A 20,761-nucleotide genomic window follows, 5' to 3' on the forward strand; every position below is an offset into this window, starting at 1 on the left:
GCGCCGGGTTTCACCCGGTGGGTGGGGCGTCCGAGGACGTCGACAGGACGGTGCGCAGCCACGCCTCGGACGTGTTGACGTGCAGCAGCGCGCTCGCGTGGGCCAGCAGCTGATCCCGGGCGCACAGGGCCCGGTAGATCGCCTCGTGCTCGCTGAGCGTGATGTGGGCCGAGTTGCCCTCGATCAGCCCACGCCAGACCCGGGCCCGCACCGTGCGGCTGGACAGGCCGTCGAGCAGCGAGGTGAGGGTCTCGTTGCCCGTCGCGGCGATGACGGTGCGGTGGAAGGCGGTGTCGTACTGGATGAGCAGCTCGGCGTCGTCGGCCGCGTCGTGCATGTCGTCGAGGATCTTCTCCAGCTCGTCCAGGTCGCTGTCGCTCATGCGCAGCGCCGCCAGCCCGGTCGCGACCGGCTCGAGCATCCGCCGGACCTCCATCACCTCCAGCAGCGTGTCGTCGCGGAGCAGCTCGACGGCGAACCCGAGGCCCTCCAGCAGGAGCCGCGGCGCGAGGCTGGTGACGTACGTGCCGTCACCCCGGCGCACGTCCAGGACGCGGGCCGCCTCGAGGACCTTCACCGCCTCCCGCACGCCGCTGCGGGAGATGCCCATCTGCGCGGACAGCTGCTGCTCCGTGGGCAGGCGCGTGCCCGGCGGCAGCTCACCCGACTGGATCATGCTGCGGATCCTTGCGATGGCGTCGTCGGTCAGTGCCACGGACTTCTCCCTCGAACCGGTGCTGAGCCCGTCATGGTAGTCATTCCCGCCGGCTGGGCGGTTCCGGCCGGGCCGGTCGGGTGGACCTCGAGCCGCTGTCCTCGCCGTCGACGCGCCCGTCGTCGGCGACCGGCGGGCGGTCGTTCAGCCGGCGCCAGGACGGGAAGACGAACGGCGCGAGGGTGGTGACGAAATAGGCGCCGCCGAACACCCACAGCGCCGGGTAGAGGCCCCACGCCTCGGTGAGGTAACCGCCGGCCAGCGCGCCGAACGGCAGGCCGAGCCAAGCGGTCGAGCGGGCCACGCCCAACACCCGGGCCCGCAGGTCGGGCGGGATCCGCTCGTACATCACCGCGCTCATGATCGGGTTCAGCGTGCCGCTGAACACCTCGGAGACGAACCAGACGGCGAGGATCAGCGGCAGCGAGTCCGACAGGGCCAGGACGGCGAACCGGGGCACCCCGCTGATCACGTAGGACACGCTGAACACCGACCACCGGGGCAGCCGCGGGCCGAGCCAGGCGCCGAGCAGGCTGCCGAGCACCGCCGCGCCACCGGCGACCCCGCTGATCAGGCCGAGCACGGCGGGGGTGCCGACCTCGTCGCGGATCCACACCGGCAGCATGACCTCGGCGAGGCCCTGGTCGAGCAGGTTGGTGACGGCGACCATGGTCATCATGCCGAGGATCAGCCGGTGCCCGCGGACGAACCGTAGCCCTTCGCCGAGGTCGCGGAGGTATCGGCGGACGCCCAGTCCCGGCACCGGGGTGGGCTCGGGGACCCGGATCCAGATCGTGGCGATGACCGCCGCCGCCGCGAACGTGCCCGCGTCGATGGCCACCACCGCCGGCGATCCGAACATCGCCACCAGGACGCCCGCGAGCGGTGCGCCCAGGAGCAGTGCCGTGCGGTTGGCCCCGGCGTTGACGCCGGCGGCCCGCTCCAGCGGGATCCCGCCGGCCTCGGCGGTCACGGGCACCAGGGGGCCGTTGGCGCAGTCCGCGACGCCGCGGCACACGCCGACGACCACGACCAACCCGATGAGCACCGGCAGCGTCAGGACGTCGAGCGCGTGGCAGAGGGGGATCACCGCGATCGCGGCGGCGGCCGCCGCGTTGCCCCACACGAACGAGCGGCGCAGCCCGAGCCGGTCGACCACCGGTCCGGCCAGCAGCTGCGTGGCGACGTAGGGCAGCAGCTGGGCGAAGACCACGACACCGGTCTGCGCGGCGCTGCCGGTCGTGGTGAGCACCAGCCACGGGATGGCGATCGCCGACATCGAGGTGCCGGTCACCGACACCACGTACGCGCTGATCAGCGCGACGAACGGGCCTCGGCGCGGCACGGCGTCAGGAATGGGACAGCACGGTCGCGGCGGCGCGGGGCTCCCGCGGAGCGGTCGGGGTCACCGGCCGAGCCTAAGGCCTGTTTCATGATCCGGTTGGTGTCCGGGTACGAAGCGGTCCGGGGGTGTGCGTCGCGTCGTTCCGGCACGGTCCCTTGCCCGCGTGGCGGTGAGCGGGGGTCTCGTCCGGGGTTGTCGGGGGCACCTGTCCGGTAGTGCGCCGAGCACGCCGGCATCCACTGGCTCGGGCGCGGGCGCCGGGTCGCGGGTCAGCTGCGCGGCCCGGCTCAGCTGCGCGGCCCGGCCCAGCGGCGGACTTCCGCGTCGACCTCGCGTTGGTCGGCCGTCGCGTCCCGCCGGTCGGCGGCGCGGTCCCGCACGTCGGCGATCCGCTCCCGCTCGTCGGCGAGCGCATGGCGGGTGGCGGCGGCCAGGTCGCGCTCATCGGCGATCTGCTCGCGCTCGTCGGCGTCGGCGTCGCGGCGCTCGGCGGCGCTGAGCCTGGACTCGAAGTCGATGTCCCGTTGGTCCGCGGCGGCGTCGCGCTCGTCGGCCAGCAGGTCGCGCTCGCGGGCGAGCTGCTCCCAGATCGCCACCCGCCGCTCGTGGCCGGCAATGTCAGCGGCGTCCTCACCCCGGCTCATACTCTTCATCTTAGGCCGGGTTCGGGGAGTAATCCCAGCTCGGTGATCGTCCGGGTGAGCCAGGCGCGCTCCGCGTCGCGGGTGGCCCTGGCCACCTCGATCATGCCCTTGCGGAACGGGTCCGGCACATCGGCCGAGGTCAGCCTCCGGCCGCCCCGGGTGAAGAACGTGGCCGGCGCGTCCAGGAAGGCCAGCCGGCGGCGCAGCACCTCGGCCTGCGCGGCCGGCGACGGCAGGTGGCGCAGGAAGGCCAGGACGGTGAAGTAGCGGTTCCGGTCGGTGATGTCGACCTCGGACGGCTCGCGCAGGCGCCGCTGCAGCTCCGCCTCGCCGGCCTCCGTCAGCGACAGCGTCTGCCGCGGTGCGGCGGCGACGCCGGGCTCGACCCGGCGCTCCAGCTGGCCCGCTGCCTCCAGCCGGGCGATCGCCGGGTAGAGCGCGCCGTCGCTGACCGCCCGCACGTGGCCGGTCAGCGCCTTGATCCGCTCCTTGAGCTCGTAGCCGTGCAGCGGCTCCTCATGCAGGAATCCCAGGATCGCCAGCGCGAGCATGCCCGGCCTCCCGTCCGTCATTGCCGTCCGCTGGCCCAGCCTATATCGTTTCGCGATACCTCGATTCGAGGTATTACGAAACGAGGTACGTCGTGGGTCATCTCCGTCCACTGCTGCGGCTCGCACTGCCGAACTACGTCGCCCTGCTCTCCGCGGTCGTGGCCGGCATCGTCGACGTGGCCTGGGTGGCCCGGCTCGGCCCCGCCGCGGTCGCCGCGGTCGCCGTCGCGACGAACGTCGAGAACGCCCTGCTCGGCGTGATCCTGCTGGTCAACGGCGGGGTCGTGGTGGTGCTCGCGGGCCGGATCGCGGCCGGCGACCGCCCCGGCGCGCGGGCCGCGATCCGCGCGGCCTGGCGAATCTTCGCGGCGCTGACGCCGGTCGTCGTGCTCGCCGGCTGGGCGTTGCGCCGTCCCCTCGCGGCCCTCTTCCTGCCCGGACCCGGCGCGGCGAGCCTGGCCGTGGAGTACTTCGCGGTGTCGCTGCCGGCCGTCGCGATCTTCTACGCCCAGCAGGTCGTCGACGGCATCTTCGCCGGGCACGGCGACACCCGCACGCCCATGCGCCTGGCGCTGGTCGCCAATGCCCTGCTGGTGACGCTCGACCCCGTGGTGATCTACGGGTGGGGTCCAGCACCGGCATGTGGCGTCGTGGGTGCCGCCGTCGCGACCGCCTTCGGACGCGCGGTGGCGCTGGCGATCGGCCTGCTGCTCCTGCGCCGCCGTCGAGCGTTCACCGAGCCGGCGGGGCCGACCGGATCCGCGGTGCGGGCACTGGTGGCGACCGGGGCGCCGATCGCCGGGGACTTCCTGGTGCGGATGGCGGGCGCCCTTGCGGTCGTCGCACTGGTCGGCCGGTTCGGCGTGACGGCGGTCGCCGCGTACGGCATCGGCATGAAGGCGCTGTACTTCGCAACGATGGCCTTCTACGCGATCCGCAACGCCGCGACGATCCACACGCCGCGCGTCCTCGGCTCGGTCGGTGGCGAGGCCGGCGGCGCGGTCGGCGGCGAGGCGTCGGAGGCACGGCGGCAGGCGGTCGGGCGGCAGGTCCTGCGACTCGCCCTCGGCGCCGGCGTGCTGGCGGGCGTGGTGTTCGCCGGGTCGGCCGCGCCGCTCATGCGGCTCTTCACCGGCGACGCCCAAGTGATCGCCGCCGGCACGGTGTTCCTGCGCTGCGTCGGCGGCTACCTCGTGCCGATCGCCGGGGTGATCGCGCTCGGCGGCTTCCTCGTGGCGTCCGGGCGGGGCGCACGGCTGTTCGCGGTGACCGTCGTCGGGATCACCGCGCAGACCGTGCTCGGCTGGTCCCTCGCCACCGCGATCGGCCTGCCCGGCGTCTGGCTGGCCATGGGGCTGAGCGCGCTGCTGCAGCTCGGGCTCGTGCTGCGCCTGGCCCGGCTGGGCCCGCGCCGCCCGGCGGTCAGGAGCGCTGCCAGCCGAGCGCCGGTGCCACCGGGTGGACCACGTCGTGCAGGATCTGCTCATACCCGGTCCGGTTGAACTCGTACGGCAGCTCGAGGCGCAGCTCCTGCACGGCCGCGTCGGCGCAGAGCCGGTCCACGATCTCGGCGCCGGTGCCGACGACGGCGCGGTGCTCGCGGAGGTGCGCGAGCCGCGCGGTCACGAAGTCGTCGATGCCCTCGCCGGAGACGAAGTCGCGGCCGGCCGACGCCGCCCAGCGGACCGACCGGAGGCTGGCGCACGGGCCTTAGTGTCGAACGATGCGGAGACGGGCGCTGACGGCAAGTGCGGTCGTGGTGGCGGTCGCGGTGGCGCTGGTCGTGACGCTCAACCGCGGCGCCGACGGGCGCGACGCCACGCCGCTGGCGACGGTCACCAGCTACCTGCGGGCCCTGTCGGGCAACGACCGGGACGCCCTGGCCGCGCTGGCGGAGCCATCCGGCCGCGGCAGGACGGCCGGTGAGCAGGCCATGATCGACGACCAGCTCGCGCGCTACGGCGGGAAACCGCTGGTCGTCGCGTCGGTCGCGTTCGTCAACGCGTTGTGGGCGACGGTCGGCGGCGCCTGCCAGGCCGTGTTCCGCGGCACCATCGGCGGGCAGGCGTCGGCGTTCGTCATCGGCATGCAGGTGAAGCCCGAGGGTGGCTGGCAGGTCACGTTCGTCGACGAGCGTTTCCCCGCGCCGGACACCCCCGGGTGCACCTGAGGACTCAGAAGTCGTCGTCGAAGGTGACCGTGCCGCTGACGCCGACCTGGTACGCCGACACGCGCCGCTCGAAGAAGTTCGACAGCTCCTGCACGTCCTGCAACTCCATGAAGGCGAACGGGTTGCGGCTGCCGTACATCGGCGCAATGCCGAGGGTGGCGAGCCGCCGGTCGGCGACGTGCTGCAGGTACAGCCGCATGTCGGGCAGCGACATCCCGGAGACGCCCTGGTCGAGGAGGTCCGCGGCGAACTGCACCTCGCACTCGACGGCCTCGGCGAGCATCTGCCGGACCTGCTCCCGCAGGCCGGCGTCGAACAGGTCGGGCTCCTCGGCACGGACGGTCTCCACGACGTCGAACGCAAACGCCATGTGCATCGACTCGTCGCGGAAGACCCAGTTGGTCCCGGAGGCGAGCCCGTGCAGCAGGCCGCGGGAGCGCAGGAAGTACACGTAGGCGAAGGCGCCGTAGAAGAACAGGCCCTCGATGCACGCGGCGAAGCAGATCAGGTTGAGCAGGAACGCCCGCCGGTCGTCCTTGTCGCGAAGCTCGCGCAGGTCGGCGAGGGAGTCGATCCAGCGGAAGCAGAACTCGGCCTTGCGGGCGATCGACGGGATGTTCTCCACCGCCGCGAACGCCGCGGAGCGCTCGGCGTCGTCGGTGACGTAGGTGTCGAGGAGGTTCAGGTAGAACTGGACGTGCACGGCCTCCTCGAACAGCTGCCGGGACAGGTAGAGCCGGCCTTCTGGGCTGTTGATGTGGTGGTACAGGTTGAGCACGAGGTTGTTGGCCACGATCGTGTCGCCGGTGGCGAAGAACGCGACCAGCCGCGACACCAGATGCCGTTCCGCGGCGGACAGGCGGGCCAGGTCGGCGAGGTCGGTGTGCAGGTCGACCTCCTCGACGGTCCAGGTGTTCTTGATGGCGTCCCGGAACCGGTCGAAGAAGTGCGGGTAGCGCATCGGCCGCAGGGTCAGGTCCATGCCGGGGTCGAGGAGGGTCACTGGCACGCCTCGCACGACTCGGGGTTCTCCAGCGAGCAGGCGACCGCGTCGGGGACCGTGAGCACGGGCACGGTGGCCTGCTGGATCCTTGTCGCGGGCCGGGAGCGCAGGTAGTACGTCGTCTTCAGGCCCGCCTGCCAGGCGTACAGATACATCGAGGACAGCTTGCCGATGGTCGGCGTGCTCAGGAACAGGTTCAGCGACTGCGACTGGTCGATGTACGGCGCCCGGGCCGCGGCCAGGTCGATCAGCGCCCGTTGTGGCAGCTCCCAGGCGGTGCGGTACAGCTCCCGCAGGTCCGCGGGCAGCTCGGCGACGGCCTGCACCGAACCCTCGGCCCGCTTGATCTGCTCCCGGATCGCCGCCGTCCACAGCCCGCGCCCCTTGAGCTCGCCGACCAGGTGCGTGTTGACCTGGAGGAACTCACCCGACATGGTCTCGCGCTTGAACAGGTTGGACACCTGCGGCTCGATGCACTCGTAGCAGCCGGCGATCGACGCGATCGTGGCCGTCGGCGCGATGGCGATGAGCAGCGAGTTGCGCAGCCCGGTCGCCGCGACCCGGGCCCGCAGCGCGTCCCAGCGCGGGCCCTCGGTCGGCGCGCCCCACAGGTCGGGGTGCAGCTCGCCGCGGGCGGCGCGGGTCTCGGCGAACGCCGGGTGCGGCCCGAACCGCTCCGCGAGCCCCGCCGACGTTTCGAGAGCGGTCAGGAAGATCTCCTCCTGGACGCGGGTCGACAGCTCCCGCGCGCCGGGCGAGTCGAACGGCAGCCGCAGCGTGAAGCACGCGTCCTGCAGGCCCATCAGCCCGAGGCCGACCGGACGCCACCGCGGGTTCGACGCCGCGGCCTGCGGCGACGGGTAGTAGTTGACGTCGATGACCCGGTCGAGGAACAGCACCGCGGTGCGGACGGTCCCGCGCAGCTTCTCCCAGTCGACGCCGCCGGCGGTGACGTGCGCACCGAGGTTGATCGAGCCGAGGTTGCACACCGCGGTCTCGTCGTCGCTGTTGACCTCGAGGATCTCGGTGCACAGGTTCGACAGGTGGATGGTGTTGCCGGGCTCGCCGGTCTGGTTCGACAGCGCGTTGGCGCGGTCCTTGAACGTCATCCACCCGTTGCCGGTCTGTGCCAGGGTGCGCATCATCCGCCCGTACAGGTCGCGCGCCTTGACCGTCTTCACCGCGTGCTTCTCGGCCGCCCGGTAGGCCTCGTCGAACTCGGCCCCGAACAGGTCGGGCAACGACGGCGCGTCGGACGGGTCGACCAGCGACCAGTCGGCGTCGGCCTCCACCCGGCGCATGAACTCGTCCGGGATCCAGTTGGCGAGGTTGAGGTTGTGGGTGCGGCGGGCGTCCTCACCGGTGTTGTCCCGCAGCTCCAGGAACTCCTCGACGTCCGGGTGCCACGGCTCCAGGTAGACGCACGCGGCGCCCTTGCGCCGGCCGCCCTGGTTGACGGCGGCGACCCCCGCGTCGAGCGTCTTCAGGAACGGCACGATGCCGTTGGATTTTCCGTTGGTACCGCGGATCAACGCCCCCCGCCCACGCACCCGCGACCACGAGATGCCGATCCCGCCCGAGAACTTCGACAGCTTCGCGACCTGGTGGTACCGCTCGTAGATCGAGTCCAGCTCGTCGCGGGGCGAGTCGACCAGGAAGCACGAGGACATCTGGGTGTGCACGGTGCCGGAGTTGAACAGCGTCGGCGAGCTCGGCAGATACGCCAGGCTCGACATGAGCCGGTAGAACCCGATCGCCTCTCCGGGTGTCGTGCTCAGTCCGCACGCCACCCGCAGCAGCCAGTACTGCGGCGTCTCCACCACCAACCTCGACGAAGGGTGGCGCAGCAGGTACCGGTCGGCGACGGTGCGCAGCCCGAAGTACTCGAACCGCAGGTCGCCGTCCGGGTCGACGGCGTCGTCGAGCTTCCTCGCGTGGCGGGCCACGAACCCGGCCGTGTCGTCGCCGATCAGCCCCTGCTGGTGCGCATGCCGGATCGCCTGGCTGAAGCTCGCCACGCCCTGGCCGCGGACCTCCTTGTCGACGTACGCGGCCAGGAGCCGCGCCGCGAGCCGCGAGTACTGCGGCTCCTCGCCGATCAGCTCGGCCGCGGTCTGGATCGACAGCTTGTCCAGCTCGGCCGTCGTGGCCCCGTCGTAGAGGCCGCTGATCGTCTTCGTGGCGACCCGCAGCGGGTCGACGTCGGCCAGGTCACCGCCCCACCGCTCGACCGCCTTGACGATCTTGTTGACGTCGACCGGCTCCAGGTCGCCGTCGCGCTTGCGCACCCGCATCATGTTTCCCCTCGTCATCCGGGCACCAGAGGCCGGACGGACGCACGGGGGAGCCGCCACTGAAAGACGCGCGAACGCGCGCCCGGCGATGGCGTCAGCCGACCCGCGCGGCGTCCGACCGCCGCACACCGGTCGGCGTGCGGCGCGCTGGCAGGTCTTCGGACTCGCGGGCGTGACCTTCCGGTCGCCTACTGGCCGTCGCTTCCCAGACCTCGCGGTCCAGTGCTCGATGACGGCGGTCGTTCCCACTCACCGCTGCGGGGCAGTCCCGGATTCACACCGGGTTCCCTGTTGCCACGACCGACCCCGGAGGCCCGGCCGAACCAGCTGCGTGCACCACCATATATGGGAGGGGTACAGAATGTGCAACACCAGATCCTGTGCCGGCGTGTCGTCTGCGGCTATTGGTACGTCGGGTCGCTCCAGCGGCCGACGCTGCGGGAGCGGACCGGTTCGATGAAGCGGGGCGCGGCGCTGTGCGGGTGGCCGGGGCCCCAGTTGGTGGCGTCGCCGTGCATCTGCACCCGGGCGTTGTCGGTGTACCAGTCGACGAGGTCCGCGTCGGAGCGCACGATCCAGGTGCAGCCGGTCTCCGCGTCGGCGGTGAAGTCGCCGTGGCGGATCAGCGGCGGCCGCCAGAAGTACGTGCCGGGCCACATCTGGCCGAAGTTGTAGTCGAAGCCGCCGTCGAGGCAGTACGCCTCCTCGGAGCACGGGTGGTGGGCGAGGGGCACTTCGCGCCAGCCGGGTTTGGCCTTGATCAGGCGGGTGTAGAAGCCGGTCTTCTCGTCGCGGTGCAGCAGCTTGATGTACAGCCCGGGCACGGGGGTGCCGCCGAGGTCGAAGCGCATCGGGCTGCCGTCCTTCACGTCGATCCACGGCATGTCCGCGGTGTTCAGGACGACGAGGTGCTGGTCGGGCCGCACGGTGTCGCGGCCGGTGTCGGCGAGGTCGAAGTGCCAGTCGCCGTACTCGCGGAACAGCAGGATCTCCGTGCCGGCCGTGGCGGTGACCGGCGGTGTCCAGACGCCGGCGGGTGCGGTCCAGTAGCCCTGCGGGCCGAGTGTGGTGCCGCCGATGACGACCTGCCCCGACAGGACGTACCACTCGGTGTCGGCGTGGTGCACCCCGGCGGGCCGGGACCAGTCGCCGGTGAACCGGACCTTCAGCGAGGCGGAGCCGTCCTCCTCGTCGTAGCTGAGGTTGCGCTGCTCGGCGGGGCCGGTCGCGTGCTGGAACTCGGCGACGTGCCAGATGAGGTCGCGCTCATCGATGATCTCCACGTGCGGGCGCATGCGGCCTCCAGACTCGACTTCTCGGGTTTCCGGTGCGGAATGTATCGCTTACGAGTTTCGAGTACAAGGTGTACCGTCAACCCTCGTGACCCGACCAGGCCGCCCCGCCGGCCCCACCACCGACACCGAGGCCGTGGTGCTCACCGCGGCCCTGGAGCTGCTGCTGGCCGAGGGGGCCGCGGCGCTGACCGCGCAGCGCCTGCACCAGGTCACCGGTGTGTCCCGCTCGACCGTCTACCGGCACTGGCCCACCCCGGCCGCCGTCCTCGCGGCCCTGATCGACGTCGCGCCGCTGCCGCCCGGCGAGGCGTCCGGCGACCTCGCCCGCGACCTGCACGCCGCCGTCGACCAGCTCTGCGACCGGCTCCGCGACCGGCCCGTCGGCGCGTTCCTGCAGGCGCTGATCGTGGCCGCGGCGACGGACCCGGCCGCCGCGCAGCTGCGCCACCGCTATGTCGGCGACCTGCTCGCGCCGTTCCACGCGGTGCTGCGCGCCGCCGGCGTGGCCGCCACCGACCGGGACGACGCGGTCGCCGCGATCGTCTCCCCGCTGCTGCTGGACGCGCTGCTGCTGGACCGGCCCGCGGCACGCACCAGGGCGCACCGCATCGTCGACAGCACCGCCCGGAGGCTGACCCCGTGACCAACACCGTCGGACCACGCGCCGTCTTCGGCGTCGTCGTGCCCAGCACCAACACCGTCGTCGAGCACGACTACTGGACCGCCCGGGTGCCCGGTGTGGCCTACCGCGCCGGCTCCATGTACATCCCGGACCCGGCGATGCGCGACGACGCCGGCTTCGAGGCCCTGCTCGGCCAGATCCGCGCCTCGATCGACACGGCGGTCCGGGACGTGCTCACCGCCGAGCCCGACCGCATGGTCATGGGCATGTCCGCGGAGACGTTCTGGGGCGGAGTCGAGGGCAACGCCGCGTTCGAACGCCGCCTGCGCGAGCGCACCGGCCTGCCGGTGACCACCGGGGCGAGCGCCTGCCGGGCCGCGCTGCGCGAGCTGGGGTGCCGGCGCATCGCGGTGTTCTCGCCGTACCAGCCGATCGCCGACCGCGAAGTCGGCCGCTTCTTCGCCGAGGCCGGCTTCGACGTCGCCGCGATCACGGGCCTGCGCTGCCCGACGGCCATGGACATCGCCCGCGTCCCCGACGACCGGCTGCGCGACGTGGTCGGGCAGCTCGACGGCCCGGACGTCGACGCGGTCGTGCAGGTCGGCACCAACCTGTCGTTCGTCGCCCTCGCCGACCGCCTGGAGCAGGAGTTGGGCAAGCCGGTCGTGGCCATCAACGCCGCCACGCTCTGGCACGCGCTGCGCGAGCACGGCATCGCCGACCGGGTCCCCGGCGCCGGCCGCCTGCTCCGCGAGCACTGAGTGCGGTCGCCGGTGCTACGACGCGGATCGCGTGTCGACCACGCTGTCCCAGGCTGATCGGGCGCGGGAGATGACCGCCTGCAACTGGGCCCGGGTCGCACCGTCGCGTGACTGGATGGCCATGCCGTGCAGGACGGTCGTGTAGAAGGCGGCCACCGCCTCGAGGTCCGTCCCGCCGACGTCGCTGCCACGGTGGCGCACCTGGCCGGTGACAGCGGCCGGTACATCACCGGCACCGCCATCGCCGTCGACGGTGGTTTCGCCGTCTGAACCATCTCGCTCAATCGGGTGTCGCCGGTCCGAGCAGGCGCAGCTCCTCGATGTCCATCGCGGCCTGCAGGTCCCGCAGGACGATGTCGTCGATGGTGTTCGCGTCCCGCATCGCGGTGACCGCGTGGCGCTTGTGGTGCAGCACCTGCAGGCGCAGGCGGCGTTCGAGCTGCTCCATGCGGCGGGCCTCGCGGTCGTCGCCGGACCTGGCGCGGATCTCCTGCAGGTGGTCCTCGTAGTCGGCGCGGAGCCGGTCGACGATCTCCTGCGGCGCGCCGAGCTCCCGGCCGACTGCGTCCAGGGCTTCCAGGCCGGCCTCGGTGGCGGCGATCTGGGCCCGCAGCGTCTCCTCGTCGCGTCCGTCGTCCGCGGTCAGGCCCGCCCAGCGGATCACCCGCGGCAGCGTCAGACCCTGGACCAGCGTCGTCACGACGATCACCACGATGGTCGTGAAGACGATGAGGTCCCGGTCGGCGAAGGGGGTCTTGTCGGGCAGCACGGTCGGCACGGCCAGCGCGGCCGCGAGCGAGACGGCACCCCGGAACCCGGCCCAGCCGTTGACGGTGCGCACCTTCCAGCCGAGCCGGCGGGTCCGCTGGACCGCGCGCCGGTCCACGGCCCGGATCAGGCCCGTCATGGCGTGCACCCAGACCAGCCGGGTGAGGATCACGGTGCCCGCCGCCAGCAGCGCGATGCCGAGCGTCCGCGGGATCGCGGGCCCCTCGATCGCCCGCACCGCCTGCGGGATCTGCATGCCCACCAGGACGAACAGGCTGCCGTTGAGCATGAAGGTGGCGAGGTCCCAGAACGCGAAGGCCTGCACCCGGGACCGGGCCCGGACCACCCGCGGGCTCGCCTGGGTCAGGACCAGCCCGGCCACGACGACGGACACGACGCCGCTGGCGTGCACGACCTCGGCGAGCACGAACGCGCCGAACGGCGTCAGGATGCTCAGACCGCCCTCGCGCAGCGGATCGTCGAGCCGGCGCCGGATGAGGATGACCACCCCGGCGGTGACCACCCCGGCCAGCACACCGCCAACGGACGACCAGGCCAGCCGCCCGGCGACGCCGAGCGGGCCGGGCGTCGCCGCGCCGCCGAGCACGCCGACCGCGACGGCGAACAGCACGAGGGCCGTGCCGTCGTTGATGAGACTCTCCGCGCGCAGGGTCGTCAGGATGCGTCGCGGCATCCGCTTGGCCAGCCCGGCCACGGCCGTCGCGTCCGTCGGGGCGAGCACGGCACCGAGAATCCAGGCCGCCGCCGCGGCCACCCCGACCGCCTGCAGCGTGTAGGAGACGGCGGCCATCGTCGCCAGCACCAGGACCACCGCCGCCAGGACGATCACCCGCAGATTCGCCCGGATCTCCCGCCAGCTGGTGTTGAGGCTCTCCCAGTACAACACCGCGGGCAGGAACAGCCCGAGCACGGCTTCGGGTGGCAGCTCCACCTCGGCCAGCGGCGGGGCCAGCGCCAACAGCCCGCCGAACAAGATGAGCAGCACCGGCGGCGCCACGCTGTAACGCCGGCCCACGGTCGTGCCGACCAACACCGTCACCCCGAGCACGATGACGAGCAGCAACGCCTCCACCCGGCCATCCTCCACGATCGACGGCCGCCGGGTTCGTCACTCCGCATCGTGCCGGTCGCGACTCGACGCGTTGTGCGCGGGTGACCCATCCGGACGGCCGCCGGCTCCGAACCGCGGTCATGGCGGTGGACAGTGGCGTCGAGGGCGTGGTTACCGGCTGCTGCGGGTGGTCGGCCACGGCGGCATGGGCAGGGTGTGGCTGGCTCGGGATGAGGTGCTCGCCCGGGACGTCGCGGTGAAGTCGCTGGCGATGAGGTCACCGTGGACCGTGAGGACGGCAGCCGCGCGGTCTTCACGGTGCGCCGCGTCGAGCGGCACCCGAAGGACGCGTTCCCGACCGACGCCGTGTACGGCCCCGTCAACCACGCGGGCCTGCGCCTCATCACCTGCGGCGGCGAGTTCGACCGCGCCACCGGCCACTACCGCGACAACGTCGTGGTGTTCGCCGACCTCAGCCGGGCGGCGTGACACCTACGATGTGCGCGTGACGGATCTCCTCGCGCGGATCAGAGCGACGCCGCGCCTCGCCGAGCAGCTGGCGCTCCACTTCGACTTCGACCTCACCCGCTTGGACCCGGTCGAGGACGTCCACCTCGCCGGTGGGGTGCGGCTGACCCCGATCGCGGGTGACGCCGCCGGTGGCTCGTTCCTGCTGACGCCGGCCGGTGCGGTGGTCTACGCCGGGTCGGAGGGCGAGGGCGGCCTGATCGCCCACGACCTGCGCGACGCGCTCGCCCTCGTGGTCGGCCTGCCGAGCCTGCACGACGCGCTGTCCCGGCCGTTCGACGCCGACCTGGCGGCGTGGCTCGCCGAGTGCGACGCCGAGATCCGCGCCGACTTCCCGGAGCTGGACGAGACCCGCGCCGAGGTCCGCGGGGAGCTGGACCTGCCACCCGCGGACGGGCTGCTCGCCGCCCTGCACGCGGCGGCCGCCGACGACACCCACCGCCCGATCAGCGAACACGGCCCGTACGACTCGATGCTCGGCGACTGAGGCGCCCGCCGGTCATCGGATCGGGGCGAGCGTCCGTGGTGCGCGCGCCGGGCGGACGGCGGACGGGCCGGGAATGGCCAGCGCCACCGCCGCGGCGCCCAGCATCGCCACGGTGAGCGCGAGGAAGCCGATAACGTAGCCCGACTCGGCCGGCGTGCCGGCCCGCCCCGGGTTCGCGGCGAGGACACCGGCGAGCACCGCCGAGCCGATGGCGCCGCCGATCGTGCGGATGTTGGCGTTCATGCCGGTGGCGACCCCGGTCTGGGGCTGCGGCACGGCCGCGATCACCAGGTTGGCGAGCAGGGCCAGGGTGAGCCCGATACCGAGCCCGGAGAGCCCGGATCCGAGGTAGATCTGCCACCGCTCCTCGTGCGCCAGCGCGATCAGCGCCATGCCACCCGCTCCGGCGAGGCAGCCGAGCACCACGAGGACCCTGCCGCCGATCCGCGCGGCCGCGGGCGCCGCGGCCAGACCGGCGAGGAAGCTCGCCAGGCAGGACGGCAGCATCATCAATCCGGACTCGGTCACGCTGACGCCGAGCCCGTAGCCGGCGGCGGGCGGTGTGGTCTGGGCGAGCTGGGGGATGAGGGTGCTCGAGGCGTACAGGCCGAATCCGACGAGGAACGCCACCGCGTTGGCGGTCCACACGCCGCGCCGGCGCATCAACGCCAGGTCGACCAGGGGAGCCCGGGCGGTGGCCTCGGCCCGGATCCATAGCGCCAGCACGACGCAGGCGCCGGTGAGCAGCCCGATCGTCGGCCACGACAGCCAGCCCCACCGCGGTGCCTGGCTGATACCGAGGATCAGCGGCACGAGCCAGCCGGTGAGCGCCAGCACCGGGCCGACGCTGATGCGCCGCGGACGCCGCGGCCGGGACTTCGGCACGAACCAGTGGGCCGCGGCCGCGGCCAGGGCGCCGGCGGCGCAGGGCAGCCAGGACAGCGCCGGGTAGCCGAGGTGGTCGGCCACCGGCCCGGCGGCGACGATGCCGCCGCCGACCCCCACCGCCAGCAGCGACGAGACGAGGCTGATGGCGGCCGGCACCCGGTGCGGCGGGAGCCGCTCGCGGATGATGCCGAACGTCACGGGCAGGATGCCACCGCCGGCGCCCTGGATCACCCGCCCGGCGATCATCCAGCCGAGGCTCGGCGCGACGGCCGAGACGGCGCAGCCCACCGCGAGGGCGGCGAGGCATCCCACCAGCACCTGCTGCATGCCCCACGCGTCGCCTAGGCGGCCCAGGACGGGCGTGCAGACCGACGCCGACAGCAGGTAGGCGGTGAGCAGCCAGGCGATCGTCGGCCGGTCCGTGTCGAACCGGCCGGCCAGGCCGTCCAGCACCGGCAGGAGCAGCGACTGGATGAGGGAGAACGCGGCGACGGCGGCGATCAGGACCGCGAACGTCGCACGGTAGGACGCGCGCGCGGGCGGGGCCACCTAGTGGGCGCCGACGAAGGACGTCACCAGGCGGTTGAACTCCTCCGCGTGCTCGATCTGCGCCCAGTGCCCGCACCGGTTGAGCAGGACCAGCCGGCTGTCCGCGATCCGGCTGGACAGGACCAGACCGTTCTCGTAGTGCACGACCCGGTCGTCGCGGCCGTGGATCACCAGCGTGGGAGCGGTGATCTCGCGGAGCCGGTCGCCGAGCGAGAAGTACGGCGGTGGCGTCGGCGGGCCGGTGAACTGCGCGTTCCAGCTGTCGAGGTGGTCGGGCCGGCGCAGCGCCGCGGCGGACCGGGCGGCGGCGAGCTCGTCGGTGGCCATCGCCGGGTTGAAGCACATGACCTCCACCAGACGGCGCATGTTCGGCGGGGTCGGCTCGCGGTACGCGTGCAGCAGCACCCGCATGCCCTCGGAGGGGCCGTTGGCCGCGGAGAACAGCAGCGGCACCGGTGCCGGGGCGCCCATCGTGACCAGGTGCGACACCCGCTGCGGGTGGTGGATGGCGGTCGCGACGGACGTCATCCCGCCCATCGAGTTGCCCACCAGTGCCGCCCGCTCGATCCCGAGCGCGTCAAGGACTCCGACGAGGGCGGCGACGTGGTCGCGGCCGGTCTCGTCGGTCTGTGTGTCGCTCTCACCCCACCCCGGCATGTCGATGCCGATCACCCGGAAGTGCGCGGCCAGCGGTGCGATGTTGGCCGTGAAGTTGGTGCGGCTGGTGGCGCCGGGACCGCTGCCGTGCAGCAGCACGAGGGGATGTCCCTGACCGGCCTCGACGTAGTGGATCCGGAATCCGGGGACGTTGACGAAGCGGTCCTGCGCGTCGAGGGTCTCTGTGATGGTCATGGGTCCGGTGTACGCCGGTCGCGGGCGGGCCGGACCGGGGTGTTCCAGCCGCCGGAACGGGTGCCGCCGGCCCTGCCGAGGCGGCGAGAAAAGCGTTCCGACGGCCGGAACGAGGCCCGGCCGGCGGCGTGACCTGCGGCACAGACTCGGTCAGCCGGGGGAGCACCCCGACCGAGTGCAGGAGAACCGATGAGCAAAATCGCAGCCTTGGGTTATCTGGTGGTACGCGGGCCGTTGGAGGAGTGGAAGCGCTTCGGCACGCAGGTGCTGGGCGCTCAGCTGATCGACGGGCCCGACGCGGCCACGGCGATGTTCCGCACCGACGACCGGGCGTTCAGGATCGTCGTCCAGGACGGGCCGCCCGGGCCGGACGCCCTGGTGGCGCTGGGGTTCGAGGTGGCCGACGACGCGGCCCTGAACGCGCTCGTCGCCGAGCTGACGGCGGCCGCGGTCCCGGTCGAGGAGGATCCGCGGCTCGCGCAGTTGCGCCGGGTCCGCCGCCTGGTCCGCTTCGCCGACCTGGACGGCAACGTGATCGAGGCGCACGTCGGCCAGGAGTCCAGCAACGCTCCGTTCGTGTCCCCGCGGGGCATCCGCTTCGTCTGCGGCGACCTCGGCCTCGGCCACGTCTTCCTGTTCACCGGCGACGGGCAGAAGGCCGCCGGCTTCTACACCTCGGTGCTCGGCTTCCGGATCTCCGACACCATCGCGTTCGGCCCGGAGAACGGCATCTTCCTGCGCTGCAACCCGCGCCACCACACGGTCGCGTTCGCGGCGATCCCCGGCCCGCCGCCCGGCATCGGGCACCTGATGGTGGAGGTCGACTCCCTCGAGGCGGTCGGCCGGGCCCTCGACCTCGTCGAGCGCGACCATCAGGTGCAGATGTCGCTCGGCGAGCACACCAACGACCGGATGACGTCGTTTTACGTGCTCACGCCGTCGGGTTTCGCGGTGGAGTACGGCTGGAACGGCAAGCTGGTCGAGGACGACGCGACCTGGAAGGTCGGGCACTACGACTCGCCGAGCGTCTGGGGCCACCACTTCACGGCACCTCCGCCGCCCCCGCCGGGCGCGGGCGTGGCGGCGGCGGCCGGTGCCGGAGGTGAGGGCTGATGTCGGGCGGCGCGCACGGCACCGGAGACGAGCTCTTCGACGCCACCACCGGTTACCTCAACCCCGCGATCTACACAGATCCCGCCGTCTACGAGCGGGAGCTCGAGCAGGTGTTCGGTCGGAGCTGGCTCTTCCTGGCGCACGAGTCGCAGCTGCCGAAGCCGGGCAGCTTCCTGCAGACCTACATGGGTGAGGACCCGGTCCTCGTGGTGCGCCAGCGGGACGGCTCGGTCAAGGCGTTCCTCAACCAGTGCCGCCACCGCGGCATGCGGATCTGCCGCAGCGACCAGGGCACCAGCAAGACGTTCACGTGCAGCTACCACGGCTGGGCGTACGACCTCGAGGGCAACCTGATCAACGTGCCGAAGGAGGAGCGCGGCTACCGCAACGAGCTCGACAAGGGCCGGTGGGGCGCCCTGAGGGTGCCGCGGATCGCAGACCACAAGGGCTTCTACTTCGGGACCTGGTCGGAAGAGGTGCCGGAGTTCGAGGAGTACCTCGGCGACATGGCGTACTACTTCGACGCGGTCGTCGGCCGCTGGGACAACGGGCTCGAGCTCGTTCCCGGCACGTCGAAGTGGGTGATCGACTGCAACTGGAAGTTCGCTTCCGAACAGTTCGCCAGCGACATGTACCACGCGCCGGTGTCGCACGCCTCCGCCATGATGGCGCTCACCGACAACCCCGAGCTCTGGTCGATGAGCCCGCCCGACGAGGCCCCGGGCCGTCAGTTCGCCGGCAACGGGCACGGGTCCGGCAGCTTCTGGCTGCCGTCGCTCGCGATGCCCGACGCGGGCGCCGGGCAGGACTACGTGGACTGGCTGGTCGCCAACCAGGACGAGGTGTTCCGCAACATCGGCGCCGAGCGGGCGCACAAGGTGTTCGCCCACAACACGATCTTCCCGAACTTCTCGTGGCTGGGGCAGAACTCGACGATGCGCGTCTGGCACCCGCGCGGGCCCGGTCAGATCGAGGTCTGGGCGTGGACCTACCTGCCGAAGGACGCGCCCGCGCACATCAAGGCGGACCTGCGGCGGGGGGTCCAGCGCACGTTCAGCCCGGCCGGTGCGTTCGAGACCGACGACGGTGAGAACTGGACGGAGATCCAGCAGGTGCTCAAGGGCTGGAAGGCCCGGCAGCAGCCGTTCAACGCGCAGATGGGTCTCGGGCATGAGCAGCGCGACGCCCACGGCCTGCCCGGCCTGTCCAACGACGTCTTCAGCGAGACCGCGGCCCGCGGCTTCTACCAGCGGTGGAGCGACCTGATGTCCGGGCTGTCCTGGGCCGGCATCACGGTGCTCGACGCCGCTCGGCGCGCGAACGAGCCGGCCCCGAGAGAGGTGCAGGGAGCATGACCGCCACCGTCAACGCCGCCACCGGGACGGTCTTCCGCCAGGTCGACGTGCAGACGCAGCACACCGTCGAGCAGTTCCTGTACGCCGAGGCGCAACTGCTCGACGAGCACCGCTACCTCGAGTGGGTCGAGCTGTTCGCCGAGGACGTGCACTACTGGGCGCCGACCCGGACCACCCGGACGCACCGGGAGCGGGCCAGGGAGGTCGCCGCCGAGGACGAGAGCGCCTTCATCGACGACACCCTGTACTACCTCAAGGGGCGGGTCCGCCGGCTCACCTCGGGGATCTCCTGGTCGGAGGAGCCGCCGTCCCGGACCCGCCGCCTGATCACCAACGTGCGGGTGAGCCCGCGCGACGACGGGGCGCTGGACGTCACCTCGAACTTCTACGTGTACCGGAGCCGGCTGGAACGACACCAGGACTGGTTCGTCGGTGAGCGGTTCGACGTCCTGCGACCGGCCGGCCCCGCCGCCACCGGCTACCCCTTCGAGATCGCCGCCCGCAAGATCGTTCTGGAGCAGACGACCCTGCTCGCGCCCAGTATCAGCATCCTGTTGTGAGCGCGCTGCCCGGGCCCGGGATCGAGCCGGTGAAGGGCCGCACCTGGCACCGTGCCGGCCCGCTCGACCGGATTCCGCAGGACGAGGGGCTGGTGCTCGGCACCGTCCCCAGGACCTCGGTGTTCAACTGCGACGGCGAGGTCCTCTGCATCGACGACACCTGCACCCACGAGGACTACTCCCTCGCCGAGGGCTGGGTCGAGGGATGCGTCGTGGAGTGCACCCTGCACCTGGCCAAGTTCAATCTGAAGACCGGAGCGCCGGTCTCGCCGCCGGCCACCCGTGCGGTCGCCACCCACCCGGTGGCGACCGTCGGCGGCGACGTGTACGTGGCGCTTCCGGTGTCGTACCTGGTGAAGTCGGATCTGATGAAGGAGAACAGCGATGGGCTGGCTTGAGGGGCAGGCGGTGCTCGTCACGGGAGCGGGTTCCGGGCTCGGCCGGGCCATCGTGGACCGGTTCGTCGCCGAGGGCGCCCGGGTGCTGGCCTTCGACCGGTCGGCGGAGAAGCTCACGGCGGTCAAGGCCGAGCACGCCGCCGCGGTCGAGGTGGTCGCCGGTGACGTGCGCAGCCCGCACGACAACCAGCACGCGGTGGAGACGGCCGTCGAGGCGTTCGGCCGGCTGGACACCTTCATCGGCAACGCCGGCCTCTGGGACTTCAACGGATCGTTGCTGGACACCCCGGCCGATCGGCTGGACCAGGGGTTCGACGAACTGTTCGGGGTCAACGTGAAGGGCTATCTGCTGGGTGCGAAGGCGGCGGCGCCGGCACTGCGCGAGTCCGGCGGCTCGGTGGTCCTGACGCTGTCCAACGCCGCGTTCTTCCCGGCCGGCGGTGGCCCGCTCTACGTCGCCTCCAAGCACGCCGGCGTCGGCCTGGTCCGCCAGCTGGCCTACGAGCTGGCACCCGAGGTGCGGGTCAACGCGGTCGCGCCCGGGGGCATGGACACCGACCTGCGCGGGCCGGAGTCGCTGGGCCTGGCGACGACCCGCATCGGGCAGGCGTTCCCGATCAACGACGTGATGCGGCAGGCGTCGGCGCTGCACATCGCGCCCGGCGCCGAGGACTACGTGGGCGCGTACGTGCTGCTCGCCGCGAAGGCGCAGTCCTCGACCATCACCGGTGCCGTCATCGACGCCAGCGGCTTCGGGACCCCGGCCCGTCCCGCGACCCCGGGAGCCTGAC

The 20,761-nt window shown here is 72.4% G+C and carries 22 protein-coding genes, 1 pseudogene and 1 riboswitch; of the genes and pseudogenes, 12 read left to right on the forward strand and 11 right to left on the reverse strand.

Annotated elements, in window-relative coordinates; genetic code table 11:
* Positions 1-10: 10 nt before the first annotated feature.
* The 4 genes from Dsi01nite_RS25660 to Dsi01nite_RS25675 form a co-directional block, all read right to left on the reverse strand.
* Positions 11-715, reverse strand: a complete 705-nt coding sequence (locus tag Dsi01nite_RS25660) for a FadR/GntR family transcriptional regulator (protein ID WP_203848810.1) — start codon at positions 713-715, stop codon at positions 11-13.
* A 40-nt stretch (positions 716-755) separates the two neighbouring features.
* Positions 756-2,060, reverse strand: a complete 1,305-nt coding sequence (locus Dsi01nite_RS25665; RefSeq protein ID WP_203848811.1) for an MFS transporter — start codon at positions 2,058-2,060, stop codon at positions 756-758.
* A 287-nt stretch (positions 2,061-2,347) separates the two neighbouring features.
* Positions 2,348-2,704: a hypothetical protein gene (locus Dsi01nite_RS25670; RefSeq protein ID WP_203848812.1), complete on the reverse strand. Its 357-nt coding sequence runs from the start codon at positions 2,702-2,704 to the stop codon at positions 2,348-2,350.
* A gap of 5 nt (positions 2,705-2,709) precedes the next feature.
* Positions 2,710-3,255: a PadR family transcriptional regulator gene (locus Dsi01nite_RS25675; protein ID WP_203848813.1), complete on the reverse strand. Its 546-nt coding sequence runs from the start codon at positions 3,253-3,255 to the stop codon at positions 2,710-2,712.
* A 92-nt stretch (positions 3,256-3,347) separates the two neighbouring features.
* On the opposite strand from Dsi01nite_RS25675, the gene Dsi01nite_RS25680 reads away from it, so the two are divergent.
* A complete protein-coding gene (locus Dsi01nite_RS25680; RefSeq protein ID WP_203848814.1) occupies positions 3,348-4,757 on the forward strand; it encodes an MATE family efflux transporter in 1,410 nt (469 codons plus the stop codon).
* Here the strand turns inward: Dsi01nite_RS25680 and Dsi01nite_RS25685 are convergent.
* Positions 4,678-4,881: a hypothetical protein gene (locus tag Dsi01nite_RS25685; RefSeq protein WP_203848815.1), complete on the reverse strand. Its 204-nt coding sequence runs from the start codon at positions 4,879-4,881 to the stop codon at positions 4,678-4,680. The genes Dsi01nite_RS25680 and Dsi01nite_RS25685 overlap by 80 nt on opposite strands.
* Before the next feature lie 97 nt (positions 4,882-4,978).
* Between Dsi01nite_RS25685 and Dsi01nite_RS25690 the strand changes: the two genes are divergently transcribed.
* Positions 4,979-5,425: a hypothetical protein gene (locus Dsi01nite_RS25690; protein ID WP_203848816.1), complete on the forward strand. Its 447-nt coding sequence runs from the start codon at positions 4,979-4,981 to the stop codon at positions 5,423-5,425.
* A gap of 4 nt (positions 5,426-5,429) precedes the next feature.
* On the opposite strand, the gene Dsi01nite_RS25695 is transcribed toward Dsi01nite_RS25690, so the two are convergent.
* From Dsi01nite_RS25695 to Dsi01nite_RS25705, 3 genes are all read right to left on the reverse strand, one after another.
* Positions 5,430-6,407 (reverse strand): ribonucleotide-diphosphate reductase subunit beta, encoded by a 978-nt coding sequence (locus Dsi01nite_RS25695; RefSeq protein WP_203848984.1) that lies wholly within the window; start codon positions 6,405-6,407, stop codon positions 5,430-5,432.
* 17 nt (positions 6,408-6,424) lie between these two features.
* A complete protein-coding gene (locus tag Dsi01nite_RS25700; RefSeq protein ID WP_203848817.1) occupies positions 6,425-8,740 on the reverse strand; it encodes a ribonucleoside-diphosphate reductase subunit alpha in 2,316 nt (771 codons plus the stop codon).
* A 114-nt stretch (positions 8,741-8,854) separates the two neighbouring features.
* A riboswitch (cobalamin riboswitch) is annotated at positions 8,855-9,065 on the reverse strand.
* Positions 9,066-9,123: 58 nt separating this feature from the next.
* The gene (locus Dsi01nite_RS25705) at positions 9,124-10,017 is read right to left on the reverse strand and encodes a DUF4437 domain-containing protein (protein WP_203848818.1); all 894 of its coding nucleotides are present in this window, start codon (positions 10,015-10,017) and stop codon (positions 9,124-9,126) included.
* An 85-nt stretch (positions 10,018-10,102) separates the two neighbouring features.
* Between Dsi01nite_RS25705 and Dsi01nite_RS25710 the strand changes: the two genes are divergently transcribed.
* From Dsi01nite_RS25710 to Dsi01nite_RS25720, 3 genes and pseudogenes are all read left to right on the forward strand, one after another.
* Entirely contained in the window at positions 10,103-10,660 is a 558-nt protein-coding gene (locus Dsi01nite_RS25710) for a TetR/AcrR family transcriptional regulator (RefSeq protein ID WP_239136167.1), read from the forward strand.
* On the forward strand, positions 10,657-11,400 hold the full coding sequence (locus Dsi01nite_RS25715; RefSeq protein WP_203848820.1) for a maleate cis-trans isomerase family protein: 744 nt from the start codon (positions 10,657-10,659) through the stop codon (positions 11,398-11,400). Before Dsi01nite_RS25710 ends, Dsi01nite_RS25715 begins: the two co-directional genes overlap by 4 nt.
* 174 nt (positions 11,401-11,574) lie before the next feature.
* Positions 11,575-11,670: pseudogene (locus Dsi01nite_RS25720) on the forward strand (oxidoreductase); the annotation flags it as partial.
* Between the two features lie 10 nt (positions 11,671-11,680).
* Here the strand turns inward: Dsi01nite_RS25720 and Dsi01nite_RS25725 are convergent.
* Positions 11,681-13,261, reverse strand: a complete 1,581-nt coding sequence (locus Dsi01nite_RS25725; RefSeq protein WP_239136168.1) for a Na+/H+ antiporter — start codon at positions 13,259-13,261, stop codon at positions 11,681-11,683.
* A 261-nt stretch (positions 13,262-13,522) separates the two neighbouring features.
* On the opposite strand from Dsi01nite_RS25725, the gene Dsi01nite_RS25730 reads away from it, so the two are divergent.
* Positions 13,523-13,729 (forward strand): sortase domain-containing protein, encoded by a 207-nt coding sequence (locus Dsi01nite_RS25730; protein ID WP_203848821.1) that lies wholly within the window; start codon positions 13,523-13,525, stop codon positions 13,727-13,729.
* A 16-nt stretch (positions 13,730-13,745) separates the two neighbouring features.
* Complete coding sequence (locus Dsi01nite_RS25735; protein ID WP_203848822.1) at positions 13,746-14,255, forward strand: hypothetical protein; 510 nt, start codon at positions 13,746-13,748, stop codon at positions 14,253-14,255.
* 12 nt (positions 14,256-14,267) lie between these two features.
* On the opposite strand, the gene Dsi01nite_RS25740 is transcribed toward Dsi01nite_RS25735, so the two are convergent.
* Both Dsi01nite_RS25740 and Dsi01nite_RS25745 read right to left on the reverse strand, forming a co-directional pair.
* Entirely contained in the window at positions 14,268-15,692 is a 1,425-nt protein-coding gene (locus tag Dsi01nite_RS25740; protein ID WP_203848823.1) for an MFS transporter, read from the reverse strand.
* Entirely contained in the window at positions 15,693-16,544 is an 852-nt protein-coding gene (locus Dsi01nite_RS25745; RefSeq protein ID WP_203848824.1) for an alpha/beta fold hydrolase, read from the reverse strand.
* Between the two features lie 189 nt (positions 16,545-16,733).
* Here Dsi01nite_RS25745 and Dsi01nite_RS25750 point away from each other — a divergent pair, with 189 nt between their 5' ends.
* Genes Dsi01nite_RS25750 through hcaB form a run of 5 tightly spaced genes read left to right on the forward strand, consistent with a single transcriptional unit; the run spans position 16,734 to position 20,760 of the window.
* Complete coding sequence (locus Dsi01nite_RS25750; protein WP_203848825.1) at positions 16,734-17,657, forward strand: VOC family protein; 924 nt, start codon at positions 16,734-16,736, stop codon at positions 17,655-17,657.
* Positions 17,657-19,012: an aromatic ring-hydroxylating dioxygenase subunit alpha gene (locus Dsi01nite_RS25755; protein WP_203848826.1), complete on the forward strand. Its 1,356-nt coding sequence runs from the start codon at positions 17,657-17,659 to the stop codon at positions 19,010-19,012. Before Dsi01nite_RS25750 ends, Dsi01nite_RS25755 begins: the two co-directional genes overlap by 1 nt.
* Positions 19,009-19,572 (forward strand): aromatic-ring-hydroxylating dioxygenase subunit beta, encoded by a 564-nt coding sequence (locus tag Dsi01nite_RS25760; RefSeq protein WP_203848827.1) that lies wholly within the window; start codon positions 19,009-19,011, stop codon positions 19,570-19,572. The genes Dsi01nite_RS25755 and Dsi01nite_RS25760 overlap by 4 nt, the downstream gene beginning before the upstream one ends.
* Entirely contained in the window at positions 19,569-19,970 is a 402-nt protein-coding gene (locus Dsi01nite_RS58415) for a non-heme iron oxygenase ferredoxin subunit (RefSeq protein WP_275423416.1), read from the forward strand. The genes Dsi01nite_RS25760 and Dsi01nite_RS58415 overlap by 4 nt, the downstream gene beginning before the upstream one ends.
* Positions 19,957-20,760, forward strand: a complete 804-nt coding sequence (gene hcaB, locus Dsi01nite_RS25770) for a 3-(cis-5,6-dihydroxycyclohexa-1,3-dien-1-yl)propanoate dehydrogenase (protein WP_203848828.1) — start codon at positions 19,957-19,959, stop codon at positions 20,758-20,760. The genes Dsi01nite_RS58415 and hcaB overlap by 14 nt, the downstream gene beginning before the upstream one ends.
* Position 20,761: the final 1 nt, after the last annotated feature.

Source organism: Dactylosporangium siamense (assembly GCF_016862795.1).
Lineage (GTDB): Bacteria > Actinomycetota > Actinomycetes > Mycobacteriales > Micromonosporaceae > Dactylosporangium > Dactylosporangium siamense.

What these genes read in the sequence shown, in the direction of transcription:
- Dsi01nite_RS25695 (WP_203848984.1), bottom strand. Translation starts at nt 6,407, where the DNA reads ATGGACCTGACCCTGCGGCCGATGCGCTACCCGCACTTCTTCGACCGG.
- Dsi01nite_RS25690 (WP_203848816.1), top strand. Translation starts at nt 4,979, where the DNA reads ATGCGGAGACGGGCGCTGACGGCAAGTGCGGTCGTGGTGGCGGTCGCG.
- Dsi01nite_RS25760 (WP_203848827.1), top strand. Translation starts at nt 19,009, where the DNA reads ATGACCGCCACCGTCAACGCCGCCACCGGGACGGTCTTCCGCCAGGTC.
- Dsi01nite_RS25750 (WP_203848825.1), top strand. Translation starts at nt 16,734, where the DNA reads ATGAGCAAAATCGCAGCCTTGGGTTATCTGGTGGTACGCGGGCCGTTG.
- hcaB (WP_203848828.1), top strand. Translation starts at nt 19,957, where the DNA reads ATGGGCTGGCTTGAGGGGCAGGCGGTGCTCGTCACGGGAGCGGGTTCC.
- Dsi01nite_RS25745 (WP_203848824.1), bottom strand. Translation starts at nt 16,544, where the DNA reads ATGACCATCACAGAGACCCTCGACGCGCAGGACCGCTTCGTCAACGTC.
- Dsi01nite_RS25705 (WP_203848818.1), bottom strand. Translation starts at nt 10,017, where the DNA reads ATGCGCCCGCACGTGGAGATCATCGATGAGCGCGACCTCATCTGGCAC.
- Dsi01nite_RS25700 (WP_203848817.1), bottom strand. Translation starts at nt 8,740, where the DNA reads ATGACGAGGGGAAACATGATGCGGGTGCGCAAGCGCGACGGCGACCTG.
- Dsi01nite_RS25675 (WP_203848813.1), bottom strand. Translation starts at nt 3,255, where the DNA reads ATGCTCGCGCTGGCGATCCTGGGATTCCTGCATGAGGAGCCGCTGCAC.
- Dsi01nite_RS25670 (WP_203848812.1), bottom strand. Translation starts at nt 2,704, where the DNA reads ATGAGCCGGGGTGAGGACGCCGCTGACATTGCCGGCCACGAGCGGCGG.
- Dsi01nite_RS25755 (WP_203848826.1), top strand. Translation starts at nt 17,657, where the DNA reads ATGTCGGGCGGCGCGCACGGCACCGGAGACGAGCTCTTCGACGCCACC.